The sequence below is a fragment of the Natroniella sp. ANB-PHB2 genome, from assembly GCF_046097105.1.
Classification (GTDB): domain Bacteria; phylum Bacillota; class Halanaerobiia; order Halobacteroidales; family Halobacteroidaceae; genus Natroniella.
This window is the reverse complement of sequence record NZ_CP175562.1, coordinates 637,204-659,416: the sequence shown is the minus strand read 5'-3', so window position 1 is coordinate 659,416 and position 22,213 is coordinate 637,204. Positions and strand designations below refer to the sequence as shown.

Here is a 22,213-nt window from a genome sequence, read left to right as displayed (position 1 = left end):
CCTCCATCTTTTATCCTTTTTAATTGTTCTTATAATTATTCATTATTCATTATTCAATACTTTTTAATCACCAGCCACTACCTTTTTAACCTGCTCAACAATTCCTTTAATCCGTTCATGAGAAGTTTTATAACTGACCTTATTAACAATTAATCTAGCTGATGACTTAGCGATCTCAGCTACTTCTACTAAATTGTTCTCACGTAAAGTCGTTCCTGTGGAAGTTATATCAACAATCATATCGGTCAATCCAATCAGAGGGGCCAACTCAATCGAACCATTAAGTTTAACCACTTCAATTTGAATTCCTTGCTTTTTGAAAAATCTCTTAGCTACATTGGGATACTTAGTAGCAACTCGCCCTGTTGGCGGCAGTTGGCCCACCTCAATAATCCCTCTCTCTTCAGGCACAGCTACCACTAATCGACACTTACTCAACCCTAAATCTACTACCTCACAAACAGTTGCACCTGCTTCCAGTAAAATATCCTTCCCTGCTATTCCAAGATCAGCCACTCCATGCTCAACATAAGTCTGAACATCAACAGCCTTAGAAAGAATAAAATCAACCTCTTCTTTAGGATCACTTAAGACCAACTTTCTAGAATCATCATCTAATTCTCGATTGATCAAACCTGTTTGCTCTAATATTTCAACAGCAGGATCAAACAACCTACCTTTAGGTAATGCAACAGTTAATTTATTCATCATCTGCTACCTCCTCTAACTTAACCTCTTTTACTTCCACTTCACAGACCTCTTTTCTAACAAAACTTTTAACCAGACCCTCTTCATTCACTCCAACATATAAAATCCGCTCAATACCTTTATCCACTGCATAATTGATTACTTCTTCTATTTCACGTTTATATATTTCTAACTCTACATTTTCTCCAGTTTGACGTAATTTTCTAGCTAAATCAAACCCTTCTTCCTTCTGAGCAGGATTAATTATAAGTAAAGTTCCCATCTCGACCTCTTTAAATTGATAACCCTGATTTTCTAATGACAATAACAACCGATCAATACCCAAAGCAAACCCAGTAGCAGGTATTGGATAATCAAATTTTTCAACCAACTTATCATAACGTCCCCCACCACAAATTGTATATCCTAGTTCCTTAGTATAACCCTCAAAAACAATACCAGTATAGTAATCAAAACTACGTACAACACTCAAATCAAGAAAAATATACTCAGCAACTCCTAATAGCTCCAGATCACGATAAACAGCTTCTAAATTAATCAGTGCTTCTAAAGAATCTTGATTATCAACTAACTGCTTAGCCTCCTCAATTACCTCTAAGCCACCTCGTAAATTTTGAGATCTTAAAATTGCTTCCTGTTGTTGAGGGTTCAGTTTGCTGTCAGCTAATAATTCTTCTAACCTAACAAAATTCTTATTTGATAGAGCCTGTCTAACTTCAGTCTGACTTCTGGAATCCATCTTAGCAGCTTGCATAATACCAGTAAAATAGTCAACATCTCCAATATCTATTTTGAAATTTCTCAACCCTGAAGCTAATAACGATTCAGTTGCAATCGCTATTACTTCAGCATCACCAAGAGGAGTTTCTATCCCTAACAATTCAATTCCTGCTTGGTAAAACTCTCTATTTCTTCCTGCTCGAGGTGTTTCATAGCGAAAGACATTACTTTGATAACATAACCGTAAAGGAAGTGGTTTATCTCTAAACTCTGTCGCTGCTACCCGAGCAATAGGTGCTGTCATCTCCGGTCGCAAAGCCAAAATCTCACCCTTCCGATTAAAAAATTTATACATTTTAGCTTGTAGACCCTCTGTTCCGGCAGATAAGAGATCATAAAATTCAAAACTTGGGGTTATTATTTCCTGATAGCCCCAACTTGCAAATAACTGATTTAATTTATTTTCTAACTTTCGTTTTTTAACTGCCATTTGTGGCAGATAATCCTTAGTTCCTTCTGGTCGTTGTAATTTATCAAAAACCAACTGAAATCCCCCTTTAATACTTTACTTGTATAAAGTAATGATTTATTAAAATATAACATATATATATTAGCCTGTCAATTAAAATCTTAAGGTTAACTTTAATTATTTTTAAATAAAGGTTAAGTTCAACAAATAAAAATCATCTAAACCCATAAAACACAATGATTTCTAGATATTTTTTATTAGCTTAAAACAGATAAAAAAGATCTCAGAAAATACCTTCTGAGACCTAGTATGTATCACTTCTTCAATTTTTATTTTGCAAAAACATGATCCCCAATTTGAACAGTTGTTTCCCTAGTCGTCAGCCACCATAAAGTCCGAGCAGTCCGTGGATTATAAAAATAAAGAGCTCCGAGTGATGGATCTTTACCACTTAATGCCTCTTTAGCAGCTTGATAAGACGTTTCATTTGGAGTTAAGTTGATCTGTCCATCATCGACTGCTGAAAATTGGCCTTGCTGAAAAATCACATCATAAATCTCATTTGGAAATTCATCATCTTGAACTCGATTTAAAATAACTGCCGCTACTGCAACTTGGCCCTCATAAGGCTCTCCTCTTGCTTCTCCATGAACAGCTCGTGCTAGCCACTCCAGATCATTACTAGTATAGTCTATTATTGCATTCCCTCTTGCCGTAACTGAATTACTACCAAACCGGTCGATAGCATAAATCATCAATAAAGTTAAAGCTAATCCTTGATAAGCTCTCCGTTCACTAATTCCATCAGCATAAGCTGTATGATAATTAGGTACAAAAATACCACTAAGCAAGGGGGCCAACAATAAGCAGATCAAAGTTAATGATATTATACATATTGTTCTATGCTTTATTCCCATCTTAACCCCCCCTTATCAACAGATCCATTGCTAATATTTTTAGTTATTACCAGCCATTAATTACTAAGTAACAATAATGAAGTAACTACTGTACCCCCTGCTAACCAGAAGAACCTTCGGTTCAATTTATCAATCTCTTCTTGACTTCCAGTAGTTCCTAAACCATGCTCTAAATCTTCAATCTGGGATCTCAATGCTTTATTTTCAGTTTGTAATTGCTCAACCTGCGTCTGTAAAGAAATAACCTTAGTCGCTTCTTCCTTCAAATCTTCTATAATTTCACTTGCCTGTTGATTTAAATTATTAATTCGATCATTAGTATTAATTAAATCTTCCCTAATAATTAATTGTTCTTTCTCTAGACTCTCAATTCCTTCTTCTAACTCTTTATTTTCTTGCATTAATACCACTAGTTCCTCTCGAAACTCAGTAGCCAACTTTTTCAAAGTTAACATATCATCTTCTTCAGCTGCCACCCGTCCTTGTTCTATATTATCTAACATCTTAGCTATTATTTCTGCTAATTCATAACGAGTAACCTCATCTTCTCCTTGAAACTTATTACCTTCATATAAAGACATATATCCTCTTTCAACCAATTCAACTACACTTTGATAAGCCCAGTGGCCACTAGAAATATCTTCAATTTGACCACCAGCCAATACAGGTAAAGTAGCATTTATGATTAACATTAATGCTAATAAGAGAGAAAGATTTCTATTTTTCATAATTAACTACCCCCAATATAAACCGCTTTATCTTCTATTTCAAGCTCAATCTCTTCTTCATTTCGATCATAAAGGTTAAAGTCTAAAAATTCTAAACCAAGCTCTTCAGGAGATTTAACTCTAAAATGAATTTGAGCAAAAGTTTCTGATTTAATACTTCTAGCTGAATCTAAAACACCAGAAACCCCCTTGATTTTAGCTTCTCCCCGATCAATTTCAGCTGAATTCCAACTCAACAAAGCTCCATCCTCCACAAATAAATTGCCCCGTGAAACATAAATTGGTTCTAAAACATCATCATTGTAACCAATATCAAAACTACCACGATAAAAACTGATTAAATTATTCAGCTTTACCTCAACAGTCAAATAATCTCCTTCTTCAAAACCATCTTCCAAATCAAAAACTTCAAATTCTGCCTTCGGCTCTAGACTTGGCAATGAAATCGTTCTTTTCTTAACCCGGTTAGAAGCATTATCACTGCTCACCTCAACAATGTAAGGTAACTGACCACTTACCATCTGTAAAGGATCTATTCGCCAAGATAATTGAATCGATTCTCCTGGTAATAAATGCCCCAATCTTTTCTCTTGGATCTCTCCTCGACTGACATTTAACCCTGGAGGAAGGGCCAACTGAGCACTGACATCATAAGCTGTCGAAAACCCTTCATTTTTAATCTCAGCATTAACCAGAAAAGAATCCGCTTCTAACTTATTCTGATAGGAGCTTATTTGATCTGGGCCAACCAACTCAAGTGATAAGTCAGGCGGGCCAACGACTCCTAGGGAACGGCTTACTTGATTGGCATCTGTATTTTCAGCATCAACCTTAACTGTATATTCCAAACTATCTTTCATAAAATCTTCAGGTCTGACTTGCCACATTCTTTGTACCGTCTCTCCTGGCTCTAAATCACCAAGTACTTCATTTTCAGAATCAGATACCAAACTTAAATTTGGCGGCAAATCTAACTTAACTTCCACATCTTCAACAGTAATCTCAGCAGTATTTTGAATATAAGCAATAATATCTACAGTCTTATCAGGTCGCTCCATTACTACTGTGGAAGCTGAAGTAACCCCTACTGATAGTAACCCTGGAACGATATCAATTCCACCTAAGCCATATTTAGTAGCATAAGTTCTAGTCTCTCCTGGCTGTAAAGATTCTGGTTGCCAGAATAAAGCCATTGCACTATCTAATTCAAACTCACCTTCTCTAATAAATTCCCGACCAGAATTAAAATTAAACTCCCAAGGATCATCAGCTAAACTCCCCCAATTTGTAAAGTACATCTCATCAGGAGGAGTCAAATTAGGGCCAACTACCGTTCCTTGTGAAGTTACCTTAGGCTCCTCTAAACTGTCAAATGTTTGCCAAAAATAAGGCAAATGATCCTCTTTTAAGAATAATTTATCTCCATCTATAATCTGATCTTCAACTCTAAAAGGAGCTCCATCATTCTCCCCTAATAAAGTATCAATCATAATTCTGCTTCCAACATCTTTAGTTTCCTCTCCTGTATTCTCAACTTGATATTCAATCCGTGCAGTATCTGGCAAGCCCGTAGTACTACTCATAACAAAGCTTAAAATCTGACTGACAACTACCTCATCAAACTTATATGTAGTTATAATTTGATCATCCTCAATGGTAGGTGCTTGTACTAATTCTCCATAATTCCCATCCCTACCGGCTCTACGATCAGTCTCTCCACCAAAGATATAACTCTCTCCATCAATTCTAATGGTTGTATAGGAGGTCCAAGGGTAAGGATGACCATAGACCAGTGGCTTATTATTATCCCCATCCCGCATTGGATCTCCACCCGTTACATGAATAGCAAACCTTCCTCTGTTCAATTCATTTTGATTAACAAAGATCTCAATATAATCATTTTTTAACTGTAAATTACCATGTTCATCTTCTTGGGCAGTAAGCTTAGGAGAAGATAGAATCAATAATAAGATAGTTAAAGATAGTGCTAACTTCTTCACTAGTTATCACCTCATTCCTCAACAAAGAATAAATCAATAAATTCTAATTCAACGTTACTTTGTTGATCTATATAATTAAAGTCAACATTAAGTTCTATCTGATAATCAGATTCAGCTTGTTTAAATTGCCAACCACGTTCAACTGTCAATTCAGCTACATTATTAAATTGACTATTCTCAGCAGATTCTAATATTTCTACATCTTTAACTTCTCCATTACTTTTAACAGTCACCAACAACCTAACAGTTCCCTCTTGAGCAAGATTTGCTGCATCCTTAGGATAACTAGGTGTTATCTTAGTAGCAATAAAGTCTCTAGCTACCGGAGGTGGTGCTGCTTCTTCATCTTCTATCTCTTCATCTTCTATCTCTTCATCTTCTATCTCTTCATCTTCTATCTCTTCATCTTCTATCTCTTCATCTTCTATCTCTTCATCTTCTATCTCTTCATCTTCTATCTCTTCATCTTCTATCTCTTCATCTTCTATCTCTTCGTCTTCTATCTCTTCGTCTTCTATCTCTTCGTCTTCTATCTCTTCGTCTTCTATCTCTTCGTCTTCTATCTCTTCGTCTTCTATCTCTTCGTCTTCTATCTCTTCGTCTTCTTCATTTACTTTTATTTCTTCTTCACTTTCCTCACTGGTCAAAACCTCTTCATCCAATTCTGTTCCTTCTTCTGGCTCAGTTGACTCTGCATCTTCCTCTGTCGTCGTTAGATCTTCTTCTACTTCTTTTTCCTCTTCCACTTCTACTAAATCCTCTTCAGGCTCTTCTTCTAATTCAGCTTTATTTTGATCATTTTCTAATTGATCATCATAATGGACTACTTGCACTTCACTATAATACTCTAGCGGGTAAATTTGAAAAGCAGGCTTTTCTCCTACAAAATTGGCCACTATGTATATAATTACAATATGAGCCACAATAGAAACAAATACATATCTCATTAAGCCAGCTTCTGATTTATTATCCTTCATTTTCATAAATTATCACCTAATTTAAGTCTTCATTATTTGCTGCTAAAGCCAAGCGATAACCACCAGCCTCACGTATTAAATCCATAGCTTTGATAATTCTTTGGTATTTAACATCTTGATCAGCCTTGATTACAAAAACAGTCTCTGGTGACCTTTCTAAGATCTTAGCTAACTCAAGAGAAAATCCTTGTTCAGTTACTGATTGATCATCTAAATATAATTGATCATCTTCAGCTAAAATTACATTAACCTGCAAATCTTCTTCTTGGGCTGTAACTGTTGTAGCTTGAGGCAAGTTAACCTCCAGTCCTTCTGGTGTTGTCCTAAAAGTTGTAAATAACATAAAAAAGACCAATAAAAAGAAAATAACATCTATCATAGGTAAAATATCTATTCTAGACTTCTTTTTTAAATTAGAATTGAACATTGCTACCACCCTGACTTAATATCTCAACCAAATCCAAAGTCCAGCGATTCATCTCTTCAGCCCGTGCTTCAACTAAACTTACCAAATAAGTATAGAGCATCATCGTTGGAATAGCTACCATTAAACCTACAGCCGTACTAACCAATGCTTGAGAAACACCGACACTGATTGCTCCAGGTGAACTTAATCCTTCAGCTCCTGCTAAAATATTAAAGCTATCAATAATTCCTAACACAGTCCCTAGTAAACCTAACAAAGGTGAGACAGTTGCAATAAAATCTAAAACCCTCAACCTTTTCTCTAACTTTTTGATCTGATTATTACCTGCTATTTCCAAATAATCTTGAATTTCATATTTTTTCTTCCCATAATATTTGATCCCTTCTAATAACATTCCTGCTACTGGACCTCTCGCCTCTTGAAGGATTGATTTTGCTTCACCAATCTTTCCATTATCGATCATCAATTTAACCTTTTTAATTAGCCTAAAATTATTCCCCTTAGCCTTCTTTAAATAAATCAAGCGTTCTAAACTTACCGCTAAGCTAATTATTGAACAAAGTAATAATGGTATCATAGTAATACCACCTTGTCTCAAAATTTCGAACATACTAATTCCTCCTTACTTAGTTATTGATTTTACTTAATCTGCTCTTTTAACTGCTTTATTTTATTTAATAATTTATAAGGGGCTTTAATCTTCCCTAATAATACCTCTCCTTTCCTTTTTGGCCCATGACAATCAGAACCACCTGTAATCAATAAATCATGCTGCTGAGCAAATTCTAAATACCTTTGGGTAGCTGCTTGATCATGATCTGTATGATATACTTCAAAACCTTCTGCACCCCATTCTACTAACTTAGGTAATAGCTGATCTTTACCTATTAATGCAGGGTGTGCAATAATAGGCACCCCTTTAGCAGATTTAATCAATTGAATTGCTTCTTTAGGAGTCAATTTTTTTCGTTTAATATAAGCTGGCCTTCGACAACCTATGTATTGATCAAAAGCTTGGCTCCACTCCTCAATATATCCTTTATCAAGCATAATTTGAGCAATGTGAGGCCGCCCTAAAGCTGCACCTTCAGCAATATCAATGATCTCTTTAAATTCAATCTCAAATCCTAATTCATTTAATTTCTTTACCATATTCTTAATTCTATTATATCGAGCTTTTTGTAAAGTATCTAACTTTTTTAGTAATTTTTCTGTGTTATAATCTGGATAATAACCTAATATATGGACTTCAGTATCATCATAATCGGTATTCAGTTCAATTCCTGGTACAAATTCTATCCCTTCTTCCTTGGCAGCTTTAGCCCCCTCTTCTAACCCAGCTAAAGTATCATGATCTGTAATTGCTATCGCACTAAATCCCAATTTTTTAGCAGTCTTAACCACTTCAGTTGGTGTAAAGCTCCCATCTGATGCTGTAGTATGTGTATGTAAATCAATATATTTCTCCATCTTAATTCAACTCCTATCCTACTCACGATTTTTTCAATAATTAAAATAATCAGCTATCAACATTATTTTCTACAAATCAAACCCTAATATTCACTAATTTTCTTAAAAGTAAACCACTTTACTTTACCATAACTAATTCAAGATTATAAATTAAATTCCTGCTTTTAGCCAAAAACTAACTGACATATAAAAACCGCAGCTATAAAGCCAACAAGATCAGCTACTAAACCAGCTGCAATAACATGTCGCGTATTTTTTATTTTTATTGCTCCAAAATAAACAGTTGCTACATAAAAGGTTGTTTCCGTACTACCTTGCATAGTAGAAGCTAATCTACCAATAAATGAATCTGGTCCATATTGATTTATTAAATCTGTCACAAACCCTAAAGCTCCTGTTCCTGACAAAGGTCTAATCAGACTGAGAGGAATAACTTCTTTAGGTACTCCTATTCTTTTTAAAGGAATAGCTACCAAATCCAAAATTAAATCTAAAGCACCAGAACTTCTAAAAACTCCAATCGCCACTAACATTGCTAACAAATAAGGTATAATTTTAATTCCAGTTGCTATTCCTTCAACTGCTCCTTCCACAAAAACATCATAAACCTTAATTCCTTTATAAAAGGATAAGGATAAAATAAAAAAGATAACTACTGGAATTGCCCATTCTGAAATTAAATTTATTACTTCAATCATATTTGTGAACTACCTACTTTAATTAAAAACTTATTAACTATGATTCCAGCTATCGTAGAACAAGCCGTAGCAAATAAAGTAGTCCCTACAATTTCAGTTGGATTGCTAGAACCAGCTCCCACACGTAAAGCTAATATAGTTGTAGGGATTAAAGTCAAGCCTGAAGTATTAATTACTAAAAAAGTACACATTGCATCAGAGGCAGTCTCTGAATTTCTATTTAAATCTTGTAATTGATGCATTGCTTTAATACCCAAAGGAGTTGCTGAATTTCCTAATCCTAATAGATTAGCACTCAAATTCATCATTATTGAACCTAAGGCTGGATGATTAGCTGGTATTTTAGGAAATAAAATTTTAGCCAATGGTTCAAATAACTTAGCTAACCCTTGTACTATCCCTGCTTCTTCAGCTAATTTCATCATTCCTAGCCATAAAGACATAGGGCCAATTAACTTAATTACTATTCTCACACTCTCCTCAGTCGATTGTAAAATAGCTACCGAAACTTCCTCCATTCTCCCATTAAATCCTGCTACAATCATACCTACGGCAATCATAGCAAACCAAATCTTATTCAACATACTACCCCTCCTCTATTTTAGTCTATGTTCTTTTGTGAGGGATATGAAAATACTGGTTAGTTATAACTTTAGGCTATAAATAAAGACTAAAATTATTTTTTCTAATAAAATTATAAAGCCCTGACTATTTAAATAGTCAGGGCTTTATAATTTATCTTAACTTATGATAAATTACTCTTCAAATAAATCTCCAAAAACATCACCTAGTTTTACTCCACTACCTTCATCTTTATTATCTTGACTAACTCTTTTAGGCTTAGACTTTTTCTGCTTAGGTGCGACAGATTCTAATTCCTTGATGCTAAGCCCCACTCTTTTATCTCCTGGCTCAATATTAATAATTTTAGCTTCTACAATATCTCCTTCAGTAACTACTTCTTCTACTGTAGCAACATGTTCATGAGATAGTTGAGAAATATGAATTAAACCTTCTACTCCAGACTTAATTTCCAGAAAAGCACCAAAGTCAACTGTTTTAGTAATCTTACCTTCTACAAGGTCACCTTCGTTATACTCTCCAATAAATTCCTCCCAAGGATCTGGTTGTATCTGCTTACGTCCTAAAGAAACTCTTCCTTCTTCTTCATCTACTCCCAATATTTTAACTTTAATCGTTTCTCCTTCTTCTAACACTTCAGAAGGGTGTCCAATTCTACCCCAAGAGATCTCAGAAATGTGAAGCAAACCTTCTACTCCACCTAATTCTACAAAAGCACCAAAATCAACTAACTTGGTAACTTCACCTTCTATTTCTTCGCCTTCTTTTAAGGAAGCTAATACTTCTTTTTTCTTTTCTTCTCTTTCTTCATCTAATACTACTTTACGAGAAAGGACTACATTATTATCCTCTCTTTCAACTTCAATAATCTTTAATTTAAGCTCTTCACCAACAAATTGACTCAAATCCTCAACATATTCAATAGCAACATGTGAAGCAGGAATAAAACCTCTCACTCCAATATCTACAACCAATCCACCTTTAACTTCTTTAGCTACTTCTGCTTCAATTATTTCTTCTGATTGATGTACTTCTTCTACTCTTTCCCATGCTTGTTCAGCATCCACTTTCTTTTTAGATAAAACAGCTCGTCCATCTTCATCTTCAGGGTTTAAAACTTCAACCTCTACTTCATCTCCTTCAGAATAATCTTCTACAAAATTTTCTTCTTTGATCTCCTTCTTAGGAACAAACCCTTCAGTCTTAGCTCCTACATCTACATAAATCCCTTCCTCTGATACCTCTTGAATCTTACCACTAATTATTTCACCTTCTGTCAAAACAGCACTTTCAAACTCATTCTTTTCTTCTTCATTTTTAATTTCTGTCATTCTCCTTAAGACCTCCTTAATTATCCAATTAGGGGTTGATGCCCCAGCAGTAATACCTACTTGCTTAATATTCTTAAACCAACCCGTTTGTAAGTCATCTGCCGTTTCAATATGATGAGTTTTTACTTCATTTTCACGACAAATTTCTGCTAAACGACTGGTATTAGCACTATTATACCCTCCAATAACTAACATTAATTCAACTTCTCGGGATAATTCCGCTGCTTCATCTTGTCGTTGTCCAGTTGTTGTACAAATAGTATTATAAACTTTTAGCTCAGATGCTTCAGAAACCAAATAATTAATCAACTTTTGTAAATTTTCTAAAGACTGAGTAGTCTGAGCGATAACCCCTACTTTTTTTTCAATATTTATATTGTCAAAATCAGATTCATCTTCAATAATAACTGCTTCATTATCTGCAAACCCTAAAATACTAATTACTTCAGGATGGTTTTTATCTCCACTAATTACTACTTGATAACCTTTCTTTTTTAATTCTTTAGCTTTTTCTTGAGCTCGCTTAACAAAAGGGCATGTTGCATTTATAAGTTCTAAGTCCCGCTCAGTTGCTTTTTCTAAGATTTTAGGCGGTACTCCATGTGAACGAATAATCACTACTCCCTCAGAAATATCATCAAGTTTTTCTTTCACTTCAACTCCAACATTTTGCAATCTGCTAACAGCCTGTGGATTATGTATTAAAGGGCCTAAAGTAGAAACTTTACAGTCCCTTTCTTCTCCTGCTTCTAAAGCTAAATTCATAGCACGATCAACACCAAAACAAAAACCTGCACATTCCGCTAACTGAATTTCCATATTCCTTCCCCTTCCAACAGACACTAAACTATTTTCTATTATATGTCTTATTATATACTAAATCTCAAATAGTTATTATATCAACTTACTTCTTCCTCTTATAAAGTTTCTTGGTCAATAAAAATATTCCTGCTTATTTATTAAAAAAATACATATTCAAATAAAATCTGACTACCTTTCTTTATTGTGAAATATAAGATTATCAGATACACATCATAAAACAATTCAATAATGCATCATCAAATCTTCAAACTCATTTTCTAAAATAGATTTATAATTTATGACTTCCACCTTCATTAACAATTTAAACCACTAATGAAGATGGACTTTTTCTCAAAAGATAGATTTATACTTAAACTATAGCAACTAGTTGTAGTTTTATTTTTATTAGCAGCTAAATAAATTCAAGTTTAGTCATTTTTTAATAAATCTTTTACCTCTTTTTTTGGTGATATAGTCGATACAGCATGTTTATAAATCAACTGTTGACCGGTATCTGTATCTAATAAAATAGTAAAATTATCGAAAGCTTTTACTATTCCTGATAAGCGAAAACCATTAACTACGTATATAGTTAACTCAATTTTCTCTTTTCTTACTTGATTCAAGAAATCATTCTGTAAGTTAAGTTCTGAACTCATCTATATTCCCCTCCTCCTTTTATTATATAAGATTTTTTATTCTATTATTTCTTTTATTCTAGATCAATTTTTTTTTTCCTTCTTAGACAAAAAGAGGTTCTTTAGTTTATTGTTACAGATTAAACATTCCCCTTCCTCCAGGCTCTTTTTCCTTACTAACAATGGAGTTATTAACATGCTTTGTCTGACTCCTTCCTTCTTTCCTTTAGCTTTACCAATAAAAAAGCCGATCATAAATGAAATTAAAATTGATAATAACGTCTGATAAAGCATCTTTCCCTCCTTCTTACTCTACTACTTATCTAGATCAAAGTGTATCCCCTACTATTTAGCAATTATCCAAATCCTTTTACTGAAGCCTTTAAAACCACTTAATTATTCATTTGCAGTAATCTAACAACAATTAATGTTATTATCATTACTATTAAACTTGTCTTCCAATCAATTTGCAGTGCAATTACTAAAGAAGATATTGCTAACAGAACAGTTCCCCACTCTCCTAAATAATTAACAAAATTATCGCGGTTTATATAGTCTTCCAAATGAAAATCAATAAAATCATCAACCAACTGAATAAACAAAATAATTGCTAAAGCAAATAAAAAAATCTTCCACTGTAATACTAAAAAGCCCAGTCCCAACATAATTAAAACCTCTTGATAAGCTCTTAACCCAGTTGGTAAAGAATTATTACTAACTCCCATCCCTATAATATAACTAGCCCAAAACAGAGAAATACTTAACTGATAATTTATTAAAATTGCAAAACTAAATAACAATAATGTATAAGGTACAATCCCTCTTTGTAGTTTAATTGCTAAAGTCTCTCGCTCATTTAAACGATCAATCTCTTGATCTAAATAATCATCCATTATCTTTATTACTAGACCAATCAAAAAAACAGCAGCAATAGTATCAAGGATTCAAACCACATCCTTTTGTTTATATATTTTCTAATAGAAATGCTTTCACATCTGTAAACCCTTGCTGATAAAGAGCTGAGATAGCAATTATTAGTTTTTGATCAATTAAATTCTTTAACTTAATCAAATTCCTCTCTTGTCCATCTAAATCTAATTTATTTGCCAAAACCTTATAACCGGGCTGTTGCTGAAATAAGTTATAAAGCTCCTGATCTATTTTCTTCAGTTGCATAAAAAAATCAAACTGACTTAAATCAACTATATGCAAAATTATTTGACTCTGAAACAACTGATCAAGAGTCTGGGCCATTGCTGTTCTTATCTTTTGCTTAGAATGAATCCCATCAACCAGTCCACAACTATCAATTAATCTAATCTTTTTATCCTTCTTTCCCATAGGTAACTTAATTTGGATACTCTGAATTTCAGTTGTTTTATGAGGTTCAACTGCAACTAATTTTTTATATGCTTCTTTTGGTTGATAAGTTCTAGTAGCTAAAAATCCAGCCGGCTGTCTGACTAATAATTTTAACTTTTCAACTCCTAAGTAACTAGCAAAATTAATTGCAAAAGATGTTTTTCCTACATTCGGTTGACCAACTATTAAAACTGAAACCATCATTCTCCCCCCACTTAAAAACATAATTTATATGATTATCTATAAATTATTTCATACCAAATCCTCTCTAGTAATAGTTATTAAATCTTTTTTGGTGACCTTTTCCTGATCAACTAATCTTAATGCCTGTTTTCTAATTGCCCGTTCAATTAAATTACGTACTGTTCGAGCATTCCCCTCTTCCACTCCTACATTACGCCTAACCTCTGCCAATTGTTGATAAAGTTTTGCTTTGGCTGAAGAAGATAAGTTATAATCTTTTTGTTGAGCCATTAATCTAGCAATCTTAATCAACTCTTCTAGAGAATAATCTTCAAATTCGACCTGAATTGGGAATCTAGATTTTAAGCCAGGATTGCTCTGTAGAAAATATTCCATCTCTTTTGGATAACCAGCTAAAATGACAATTAAATTATCTTTCTCATCTTCCATCTCCTTAACTAAGGTGTCTATTGCCTCTTTACCAAAATCCTGCTCCCCACCCCGGGCCAACGCATAAGCTTCATCGATAAATAAAATCCCTCCCAATGCTTCTTCAATAATTTCTCTCGTTTTTTTAGCAGTATGTCCAATATACTTCCCTACCAAATCTGCCCGTTCTGCTTCCTTTAAATGTCCTTCTTCTAACAATCCCAACTCTTTAAACAGCTGACCAAAAATTCGTGCCACAGTTGTCTTTCCAGTTCCTGGGTTACCCTTAAACACCATATGCATTACTATAGGGTCATTCTTTAAATTTCTTCGTTGCCGTTCTTGTTGAATTTCAATAAAAGCCTTCAATTCTAAAACAAGTTTTTTTATATTTTCAAGTCCAACCATCCGATCAAGTTGCTCCATTATCTTTTCTAGCTGTTTATCTTCTCCATCTTGCTTTTCTATCGATAGATCTTCTTTTTCTCCTAATAATTCAAAAACCTCAGTAATAGAAATTTCTCCTTCTTCAAACTGACGCAATATTTCTCTTTTACTTAAATTTCTATTGATTAAGGGCATAAGACCAACCTCCCCTTACCCTAATATATATGAACTACTAAGATGAAAAATGAAACACTATTGCTATTAATTTTAATTTTAAGTTTAAGACTATAATTAAGCTACATTTACCAATTACATCATTTAAATAAAAAAAGAAAGGGGTTAACCCCTTTCTTTTTCATTAACATTTATTTTTTTAATAACAATGCTCACACAACATAATCACTTCACTATTTTCACTAAATACTTTTTTGTCTAAGGCTTGATTAACCAGTTGATAATCATTACAAACTTCATAACGGCAACAGACTTCACAAATATAATTATCAATAATCTTACAGTAAATATAATCATCATGCTCTCCACTATGACAACTACAAAATGAACAGTCAATACCTGCTTTCTTAACAGCTTCATCTGACAATTTAATTCCCTGATCTTTATTTCTGAGCTTAAGTAATAACTTACTGACTTCTTTATTATATTTCATTCAGAAGTTAGCCCCCTATTATTAAAATTTAATTACTTACCTTCAACTTTTATCACTGAAGTTGCTCCCTGATTAACCCTTTAACTTCAGCCAATAAATCCTCAAACTGATACTGCTCAACATCAAACCAATGGATACTATCATCCCTTTTAAACCAAGTGAATTGCCGTTTAGCAAAGTGGCGAGTATCTCGTTTGATTAAACGAATTGCTTCTTCTAAATCATACTCACCTTCAAAATGACCCATTAACTCTTTATAACCTAGTCCTTGCATTGAAATCAACTCACGATCATACCCCTTCTGATATAATTCTCTAACTTCCTTAACTAATCCTTCTTCAATCATTAGATCAACCCGTTTATTAATTCTTTGATATAAGCTCTCCCGCTCCCGCCTTAAACCAATCTTAACCGCTTGATAACGAGGTGGCCTCTTCTTAGCTTCTTTTTTAAAGTATGTAATCGTCTTTCCTGTCTGCTGATAAACTTCTATCCCTCTAATCACCCTCCGCAAATCATTAGGATGGAGCTTCTCAGCCAAAGTAGAATCAATCTTAGCTAGCTTATCATGAACATATTCTGTTCCTTCTTTCTCTGCCGCCTCTTCTAATCGCTCCCTCAATTCCCAATCAGTCTCCATCTCTGGAAATAAAAAACCTTCTATCACTGCTTTAACATACAATCCTGTTCCACCGACCAACATAGGCAACTTACCACGTTGATAAATTTCTGGAATCAATTGATCAACTCGTTCTTGAAAGTCAGCTACACTGAATTCCTGATCAGGCTCAACTATATCTATTAAATGATGCGGTACTTTCTTTTGTTCTTTCGGAGTAGCTTTAGCTGTACCGATATCCATCCCTCGATAAATCTGCATTGAATCTGCTGAAATAATCTCCCCCTCTAACTGCTGGGCCAACGCTAAAGAAAGCTTAGTCTTTCCTACCGCAGTTGGCCCGACTAATGCTACTAGTGGTTCTTTCATTCTCCCCCCCCTTTTTTTAATGCATTGAATAGTGAATAACTAATATTTAATAGTTAAAAGACCTTTACAATCAATTGATATATGATTTTCAAAGAAATATACATTGTCACTTATCCATTTATTTTAAGATCTTGACTTTGAACTTCCACTATTCATTATTAAATATTAAATGTTAAATGTTATTACCCTTATCTATTTTCTCTTGAATTCTTTTTCTAACTCCCGCTGTGATAGATGCATCATCACTGGTCTACCATGTGGACAGGTCTTAACTTGATACTCTTCAATATCAGCTAACAAATTACTCATCTCTTTAATTGACAACTTAGTTTTGGCCTTAATTGCAGCTTTACAAGAGAGCATAATCAATGCCTGCTCAGCAAAATGATGTTCCTCTCTAAAATCAAGTTCTTCTATTAGTTTATAAATAGTATCCAAAATTAATTCTTGATCATCCAATCTATATAATTGAACCGGCACCCCTTGAATCAAATAACTATTACCACCAAACTCTTCTAATAAAAATCCAAATCTAGCTAACTGATCCTCTTTTTCTGCTAACAATTGAGCTTCTTGGTGGGTTAAATCCAACTTAAGTGGAATTAATAACTCTTGAATCTTGACCTGTTCTTTCTTATATTTTTGCAACAACTGCTGATAAATAATCCGCTCATGAGCAGCATGCTGATCGATAATATACATTCCATCTACTCCCTGTGCAATAATATAACTTTGATGAATCTGGCCGATTGGAACCAAACTCAGACCTTCTTCACTATATTGGCTACTCTTTTCTTGAATCTTATCTGCTTTAGGCTTTTCAACCCCACCAAATAACTGTTCTATCTTTTTGGCTCTAACCTCTTTACTATCCTGCTTAGTCTGCTGAGTATACTTAGACATCTCTTTACTTTTTTGCTTGCTTTTTCTCTTCTTCTTTGTCTGCTTAGATCTTACGGTTAAATTTAAGTTCTTCTGCTGATATTCCTGCTTTTGGGGCTCTTTTTCTACTTTATCTTCCTGTTTGCTTTCTTTTTCTAATTCTAATTTAGGAATTAAGTCACTACCCTTAATTGCTTTAATAACACCTTCTTTAACCACCTTATAAACCATATTGCCCCGACTGAATTTAGCCTGCAACTTCGTCGGATGGACATTGACATCGACTAAGATCGGATTCAATTTTAACTTTAAAACTACAATTGGATAGCGATTAATCGTTAATAAAGTATGATATGCCTCTTCAACCGCTTTACCCATCAAAGCACTCTTAATAAACCGCCCGTTAACAAAATAAGATTGATGCTTACGAGAAGAACGAGTCGTAGTCGGTTTAGAGATCAAGCCTGTTAATTTCATATAATCCTGCTGATAATCAACTTCAATCATATCCTTAGCTACATCTTTTCCATAAATATTAAATATCACATCCAACAAATTACCATTACCCGTTGTCTCTAACAATTGACGCCCATTATGCTCTAAACTAAAACTGATTTCAGGATAAGCTAGACTCAAACGATTTATAGTATCACTGATATGGCCAATCTCAGTAGAAGTTTTACGTAGATACTTATATCTAACTGGAGTATTAAAAAAGAGATCTTTAACAAGAATATTAGTTCCTACTTGGCATCCACAGCTTTCCTCCTTCTCAACCTCCCCTCCGATTAATCGCAACTTGATTCCACTCAAGCTATCCTCTCTTTTAGTTATTAACTTCAACCGTGAAACAGCAGCAATACTCGATAATGCCTCTCCTCTAAAGCCCAATGTCCGTAGTGCAAAGAGATCATTAGCTTCCTTAACCTTACTGGTTGCATGCCGTTCAAAAGCCAACTTAGCATCTTCTGCTACTATCCCTTCCCCATTATCAACCACTTGAATCAATTTCTTTCCACCATCTTTAACCTTGATCTTAATTCTACTGCTACCTGCATCAATCGAATTCTCAACCAGCTCCTTAACTACCGAAGCAGGCCGTTCTATTACTTCACCAGCAGCAATCTTATTGGCTACCTCTTCACTTAGCAACTCTATTTTACCCACACTGATCACTCCTTATAAGCGGAATCAAATTGCTCTGTCACTCTTTTTTGAGCCTTCTTTTTTAGTTGATGCAATTGATTCATTGCTTCTAGAGGAGTCATCGACATAATATCGAGCTGACTCAACTCTTTAGTTAATTGATCATTAGCTGACGTAAACAGAGGCATTTGAGTTACCTTCTCTTTGATCTCCTCTTTCTCCTTTTGTTGCTGATAACTATTTTTGGAATCTTCAGTTGCTAATTCAATTGTTTCTGCTTCATCTTCTTCTAATCGGGCCAAAATTACCTTCGAGCGTTCAATCACTTGCTTAGGAATTCCAGCTCGCTTAGCAACCTCAATCCCATAACTTTGATCAGCACTACCAGATATGATCTTACGTAAAAAGACAACCCGCTCCCCCTCTTTTTGGACTGCTACATTATAATTTTTAACTCCTGCTAGTTTATCTTCAAGCTCTGTCAACTCATGATAATGAGTAGCAAATAGACTCTTGGCTCCAACCTTGTCCAGGTCACTGATATACTCAATTACTGCCCAAGCAATACTCAAACCATCATAAGTACTCGTCCCCCGTCCAACCTCATCCAAAATAATCAAGCTTTGAGCAGTGGCATTATTTAAGATATTAGCCACCTCATTCATCTCAACCATAAATGTACTTTGACCTGTCGTCAAATCATCAGAAGCTCCCACTCGAGTAAAGATCCGATCAACAATCCCAATCTTGGCCTCTTTAGCAGGAACAAAACTGCCAATCTGGGCCAACAGACTGATCAATGCAACTTGACGCATATAAGTCGACTTACCTGACATATTTGGCCCGGTAATAATTGAAAAACGATCCTCTCCACCATCCAAATAGGTATCATTAGGAACAAAGAGCTCCTCATTCATCATCTTCTCTACAACTGGATGGCGCCCCTTACTTATCTCAATTTCATCACTAACCTTTACAGTCGGTTTGGCATAATCATTATTTAAAGCTACTTCTGCTAAAGAAAGTAACGCATCTAGTTGGGCCAATATACTAGCAGACTGTTGAATTCGTTCTGTCTCCTCAGCTACCTCTTCTCTAATTATAACAAACAACTTATATTCTAATTCCTGACTCTTCTCTTCAGCCCCTAAAATAACCGATTCCTTCTCCTTTAATTCAGGAGTAATATATCGTTCACTATTACTTAAGGTCTGCTTGCGAACATAATCATCAGGCACAGCATCAAGATTGGCTTTAGTCACCTCAATATAATAACCATGTACCTTATTATGGCCAACCTTTAAAGAACCAATCCCAGTTCTTTCCCTTTCTTCTTTCTGTAAGTTAACAATCCAGTCCTTCCCATTTGTCATTGCCTCTAAAAACTTATCAAGCTCCTCATCATAACCTTGCTTAATAATTCCACCTTCAGTTATCGTTGTCGGTGGTTCTTCTTTAATTGCAGAAAAAATCAATTCAGTTATATCCTCTAAGCGATCTAGATTACCCTCTAAAGTAACCAGCTTAGTACTACTAAATTGGGCTAACAGCTCCTTAATATCTGGAATTATAGCTAATGAATTCCTTAAAGCAATCAAATCTCGAGCATTAGCAGAACCATAAACTACCTTTCCAATCAATCGTTCAACATCATAGACTTGATCTAATAACTCTTTTAACTGCTCTTTCAAAAAGATATTTCCTGCAATCTCTTCTACTGCATCTAAACGTTGATTGATCTTATCTACTTCCAATAGTGGCTGCTCAACCCAACGGCGTAAAGTTCTTCCTCCCATTGCTGTCACTGTTTGATCAAGCACCCACAGCAAACTTCCTTTTCGACTCTTATCCCGCATCGTCTCCACTAATTCTAAATTTCTTCTCGTATTGGCATCTAAGATCATATAATCAGTCGTAGAATAAGTAGATAAGCGATTAAGATGTTTTAAACTCCTCTTTTGCGTCTCAATTAAAAAATCTAAAACTGCTCCTGCTGCCTCAATTGCTAAAGGAAACTCTTCACAACCAAACCCTTCTAAAGTCACAGTTTCAAAATGATCAGTCAATAGCTCGTAAGCTCGATCATAACTAAAACTATTAGCTATCTTAGTCTTGATTGGATCGATCTGTGCTGCTATAAATTCCATAATCTGTTGATTATTCTCTACCCCTTGCTCAAGTAAAACTTCCGCTGGGTTAATCCGTGATAATTCATCGATTACTTTCTCTTGCGGAGTAGAACCGTCTAATTGAGTCACCATAAACTCTCCAGTTGAAACATCTACTACCGAAAAACCATACCCTTCAGCTCCACTTACAACTGCAACCAAATAATTATTGTTTTTATCCTCTAACATGTTATTATTGACCACAGTCCCTGGCGTAATCACTCTAACAACTTCTCTTTTGACCAATCCACTCGTCTCACTTGGATCCTCTACCTGTTCACAAATAGCCACTCGATAACCTTTATCTATTAATTGAGCAAGATAAGAATCAGCAGAATGGCACGGTACCCCTGCCATTGGAATTTTATCTCCTTTTCCTTTATTACGAGCAGTTAAGGTCAACTCTAACTCCCGTGCTGCCACTTTGGCATCATCATTAAACATCTCATAAAAATCACCTAATCTAAAAAATAAAATAGCATCCTGATATTCATCTTTTATTGAATAATACTGCTGCATCATCGGAGTCAACTTAGCCATACTCCCACCTCCTAATAATCTAATTCAAATAATTATTATACCATAATTTAGCTGAAATTTAAAATAGCTATAGGTTAAAGCTAAGTCTGAGGTTAAGTAACCATTAAAAAAGACTTAGATCTTACTTAGACTTAGACTTAAACTCAAACTTAATTGCAATTATATCTTTCTTCTCTATCTAATAGAAAAAACCTCTAAGTCAAAATGACTTAGAGGTTTTTATTAGCAACAACCTGCTCCACAATCTGAGTCGCACTCTTCACCTTGGATAGCAGCACTGATCACTTGATTAACCGTCTGCATTACTTTACCAAACTTCTCTTGTGCTTCCATATACCCTTTAACATGCTCATTCTGCTGCATCTTAGCTTGAATCCCTTGTAATTCCTTTTTAAGCTCATCTGAAACTGGTTTCCCATTTCGCTGAGCCATTTGAGCTTTACGTTGCTTAGCTTGGAATTCTTGTATGATTTCTTGAGCAGCTTTATCAGCTCCCATTGCTTCTTCGGCAGCTTTTAAATCAGAAAACTCTTGTGACTCCACAATAACATCGCCCAATTCTTGAGCTTTTTCCATAATAGACATAATTAAAAATCCCCCTTAACACTTAGCTTCAATTTATCTTAACCCTGTTGTGGTTGTTCTTGTCCTTGAATAGTATTAGAAATAACTTCATTAACTTGCTCCATTATTCCATTAAACTCTTGTTGTGCTTCCATATATCCTTTAATCTTTTCATTCTGTTGCATTTTGGCTTGTAACCCTTGAATTTCTTGTTGCATTTCTTCAGTTACCCCTTGACCATTCATTTGGGCCATCTGTGCCATCTTCTGCTTAGATTGAAACTCTTCTAAAATTTCTTGAGCAGCTTCATCAGCTTGCATCTCTGCTTCAGCAGCTTTTAAACCATCATACTCATCAGATTCTACAATTACTTCTCCTAATTCTTCAGCTTTCTCTTTAATTGACATAAAATTAAAATCCCCCTTAAAGTT

Annotated in this window: 23 protein-coding genes; all 23 read right to left on the bottom strand. The window is 34.7% G+C overall.

Annotation, left to right across the window (positions count from 1 at the left end; translation table 11 throughout):
* Positions 1 to 63: 63 nt before the first annotated feature.
* Positions 64 to 711 carry an ATP phosphoribosyltransferase gene (gene hisG, locus ACKF5P_RS03360; RefSeq protein ID WP_408956079.1) on the bottom strand — a complete coding sequence of 216 codons (648 nt, stop codon included), beginning with the start codon at positions 709 to 711 and terminating at the stop codon, positions 64 to 66.
* On the bottom strand, positions 701 to 1,972 hold the full coding sequence (gene hisZ, locus ACKF5P_RS03355; RefSeq protein ID WP_408956078.1) for an ATP phosphoribosyltransferase regulatory subunit: 1,272 nt from the start codon (positions 1,970 to 1,972) through the stop codon (positions 701 to 703). Before hisZ ends, hisG begins: the two co-directional genes overlap by 11 nt.
* 254 nt (positions 1,973 to 2,226) lie before the next feature.
* The gene (locus ACKF5P_RS03350) at positions 2,227 to 2,814 is read right to left on the bottom strand and encodes a cell wall hydrolase (RefSeq protein WP_408956077.1); all 588 of its coding nucleotides are present in this window, start codon (positions 2,812 to 2,814) and stop codon (positions 2,227 to 2,229) included.
* Positions 2,815 to 2,870: 56 nt separating this feature from the next.
* Positions 2,871 to 3,542, bottom strand: a complete 672-nt coding sequence (locus ACKF5P_RS03345; protein ID WP_408956076.1) for an S-layer homology domain-containing protein — start codon at positions 3,540 to 3,542, stop codon at positions 2,871 to 2,873.
* Positions 3,543 to 3,544: 2 nt separating this feature from the next.
* On the bottom strand, positions 3,545 to 5,542 hold the full coding sequence (locus ACKF5P_RS03340; protein ID WP_408956075.1) for a cohesin domain-containing protein: 1,998 nt from the start codon (positions 5,540 to 5,542) through the stop codon (positions 3,545 to 3,547).
* Positions 5,543 to 5,553: 11 nt separating this feature from the next.
* On the bottom strand, positions 5,554 to 6,525 hold the full coding sequence (locus ACKF5P_RS03335) for an energy transducer TonB (RefSeq protein ID WP_408956074.1): 972 nt from the start codon (positions 6,523 to 6,525) through the stop codon (positions 5,554 to 5,556).
* A gap of 10 nt (positions 6,526 to 6,535) precedes the next feature.
* Positions 6,536 to 6,946 (bottom strand): ExbD/TolR family protein, encoded by a 411-nt coding sequence (locus tag ACKF5P_RS03330; RefSeq protein ID WP_408956073.1) that lies wholly within the window; start codon positions 6,944 to 6,946, stop codon positions 6,536 to 6,538.
* Positions 6,933 to 7,556 (bottom strand): MotA/TolQ/ExbB proton channel family protein, encoded by a 624-nt coding sequence (locus ACKF5P_RS03325; RefSeq protein WP_408956072.1) that lies wholly within the window; start codon positions 7,554 to 7,556, stop codon positions 6,933 to 6,935. Before ACKF5P_RS03325 ends, ACKF5P_RS03330 begins: the two co-directional genes overlap by 14 nt.
* A gap of 29 nt (positions 7,557 to 7,585) precedes the next feature.
* Positions 7,586 to 8,416, bottom strand: a complete 831-nt coding sequence (locus tag ACKF5P_RS03320; protein WP_408956071.1) for a PHP domain-containing protein — start codon at positions 8,414 to 8,416, stop codon at positions 7,586 to 7,588.
* A 164-nt stretch (positions 8,417 to 8,580) separates the two neighbouring features.
* The gene (locus ACKF5P_RS03315) at positions 8,581 to 9,114 is read right to left on the bottom strand and encodes a spore maturation protein (RefSeq protein WP_408956070.1); all 534 of its coding nucleotides are present in this window, start codon (positions 9,112 to 9,114) and stop codon (positions 8,581 to 8,583) included.
* Complete coding sequence (locus ACKF5P_RS03310; RefSeq protein WP_408956069.1) at positions 9,111 to 9,698, bottom strand: nucleoside recognition domain-containing protein; 588 nt, start codon at positions 9,696 to 9,698, stop codon at positions 9,111 to 9,113. Before ACKF5P_RS03310 ends, ACKF5P_RS03315 begins: the two co-directional genes overlap by 4 nt.
* A gap of 171 nt (positions 9,699 to 9,869) precedes the next feature.
* Positions 9,870 to 11,846: a bifunctional 4-hydroxy-3-methylbut-2-enyl diphosphate reductase/30S ribosomal protein S1 gene (locus ACKF5P_RS03305; protein ID WP_408956068.1), complete on the bottom strand. Its 1,977-nt coding sequence runs from the start codon at positions 11,844 to 11,846 to the stop codon at positions 9,870 to 9,872.
* A gap of 410 nt (positions 11,847 to 12,256) precedes the next feature.
* Positions 12,257 to 12,487: an RNA chaperone Hfq gene (gene hfq, locus ACKF5P_RS03300; RefSeq protein ID WP_408956067.1), complete on the bottom strand. Its 231-nt coding sequence runs from the start codon at positions 12,485 to 12,487 to the stop codon at positions 12,257 to 12,259.
* Between the two features lie 63 nt (positions 12,488 to 12,550).
* Positions 12,551 to 12,760: a hypothetical protein gene (locus ACKF5P_RS03295; protein ID WP_408956066.1), complete on the bottom strand. Its 210-nt coding sequence runs from the start codon at positions 12,758 to 12,760 to the stop codon at positions 12,551 to 12,553.
* A gap of 98 nt (positions 12,761 to 12,858) precedes the next feature.
* The gene (locus ACKF5P_RS03290) at positions 12,859 to 13,359 is read right to left on the bottom strand and encodes a hypothetical protein (RefSeq protein WP_408956065.1); all 501 of its coding nucleotides are present in this window, start codon (positions 13,357 to 13,359) and stop codon (positions 12,859 to 12,861) included.
* Positions 13,360 to 13,429: 70 nt separating this feature from the next.
* A complete protein-coding gene (locus ACKF5P_RS03285; RefSeq protein ID WP_408956064.1) occupies positions 13,430 to 14,029 on the bottom strand; it encodes a GTPase in 600 nt (199 codons plus the stop codon).
* A 51-nt stretch (positions 14,030 to 14,080) separates the two neighbouring features.
* On the bottom strand, positions 14,081 to 15,022 hold the full coding sequence (locus ACKF5P_RS03280; RefSeq protein WP_408956063.1) for an AAA family ATPase: 942 nt from the start codon (positions 15,020 to 15,022) through the stop codon (positions 14,081 to 14,083).
* Positions 15,023 to 15,200: 178 nt separating this feature from the next.
* Positions 15,201 to 15,494: a hypothetical protein gene (locus tag ACKF5P_RS03275; RefSeq protein ID WP_408956062.1), complete on the bottom strand. Its 294-nt coding sequence runs from the start codon at positions 15,492 to 15,494 to the stop codon at positions 15,201 to 15,203.
* Positions 15,495 to 15,546: 52 nt separating this feature from the next.
* Complete coding sequence (gene miaA / locus ACKF5P_RS03270; RefSeq protein WP_408956061.1) at positions 15,547 to 16,482, bottom strand: tRNA (adenosine(37)-N6)-dimethylallyltransferase MiaA; 936 nt, start codon at positions 16,480 to 16,482, stop codon at positions 15,547 to 15,549.
* A gap of 192 nt (positions 16,483 to 16,674) precedes the next feature.
* Positions 16,675 to 18,531: a DNA mismatch repair endonuclease MutL gene (gene mutL / locus ACKF5P_RS03265; protein WP_408956060.1), complete on the bottom strand. Its 1,857-nt coding sequence runs from the start codon at positions 18,529 to 18,531 to the stop codon at positions 16,675 to 16,677.
* Between the two features lie 5 nt (positions 18,532 to 18,536).
* Positions 18,537 to 21,218 carry a DNA mismatch repair protein MutS gene (gene mutS / locus ACKF5P_RS03260; RefSeq protein WP_408956059.1) on the bottom strand — a complete coding sequence of 894 codons (2,682 nt, stop codon included), beginning with the start codon at positions 21,216 to 21,218 and terminating at the stop codon, positions 18,537 to 18,539.
* 222 nt (positions 21,219 to 21,440) lie between these two features.
* On the bottom strand, positions 21,441 to 21,803 hold the full coding sequence (locus ACKF5P_RS03255) for a YlbF family regulator (protein ID WP_408956058.1): 363 nt from the start codon (positions 21,801 to 21,803) through the stop codon (positions 21,441 to 21,443).
* A gap of 38 nt (positions 21,804 to 21,841) precedes the next feature.
* The gene (locus tag ACKF5P_RS03250) at positions 21,842 to 22,189 is read right to left on the bottom strand and encodes a YlbF family regulator (RefSeq protein ID WP_408956057.1); all 348 of its coding nucleotides are present in this window, start codon (positions 22,187 to 22,189) and stop codon (positions 21,842 to 21,844) included.
* Positions 22,190 to 22,213: the final 24 nt, after the last annotated feature.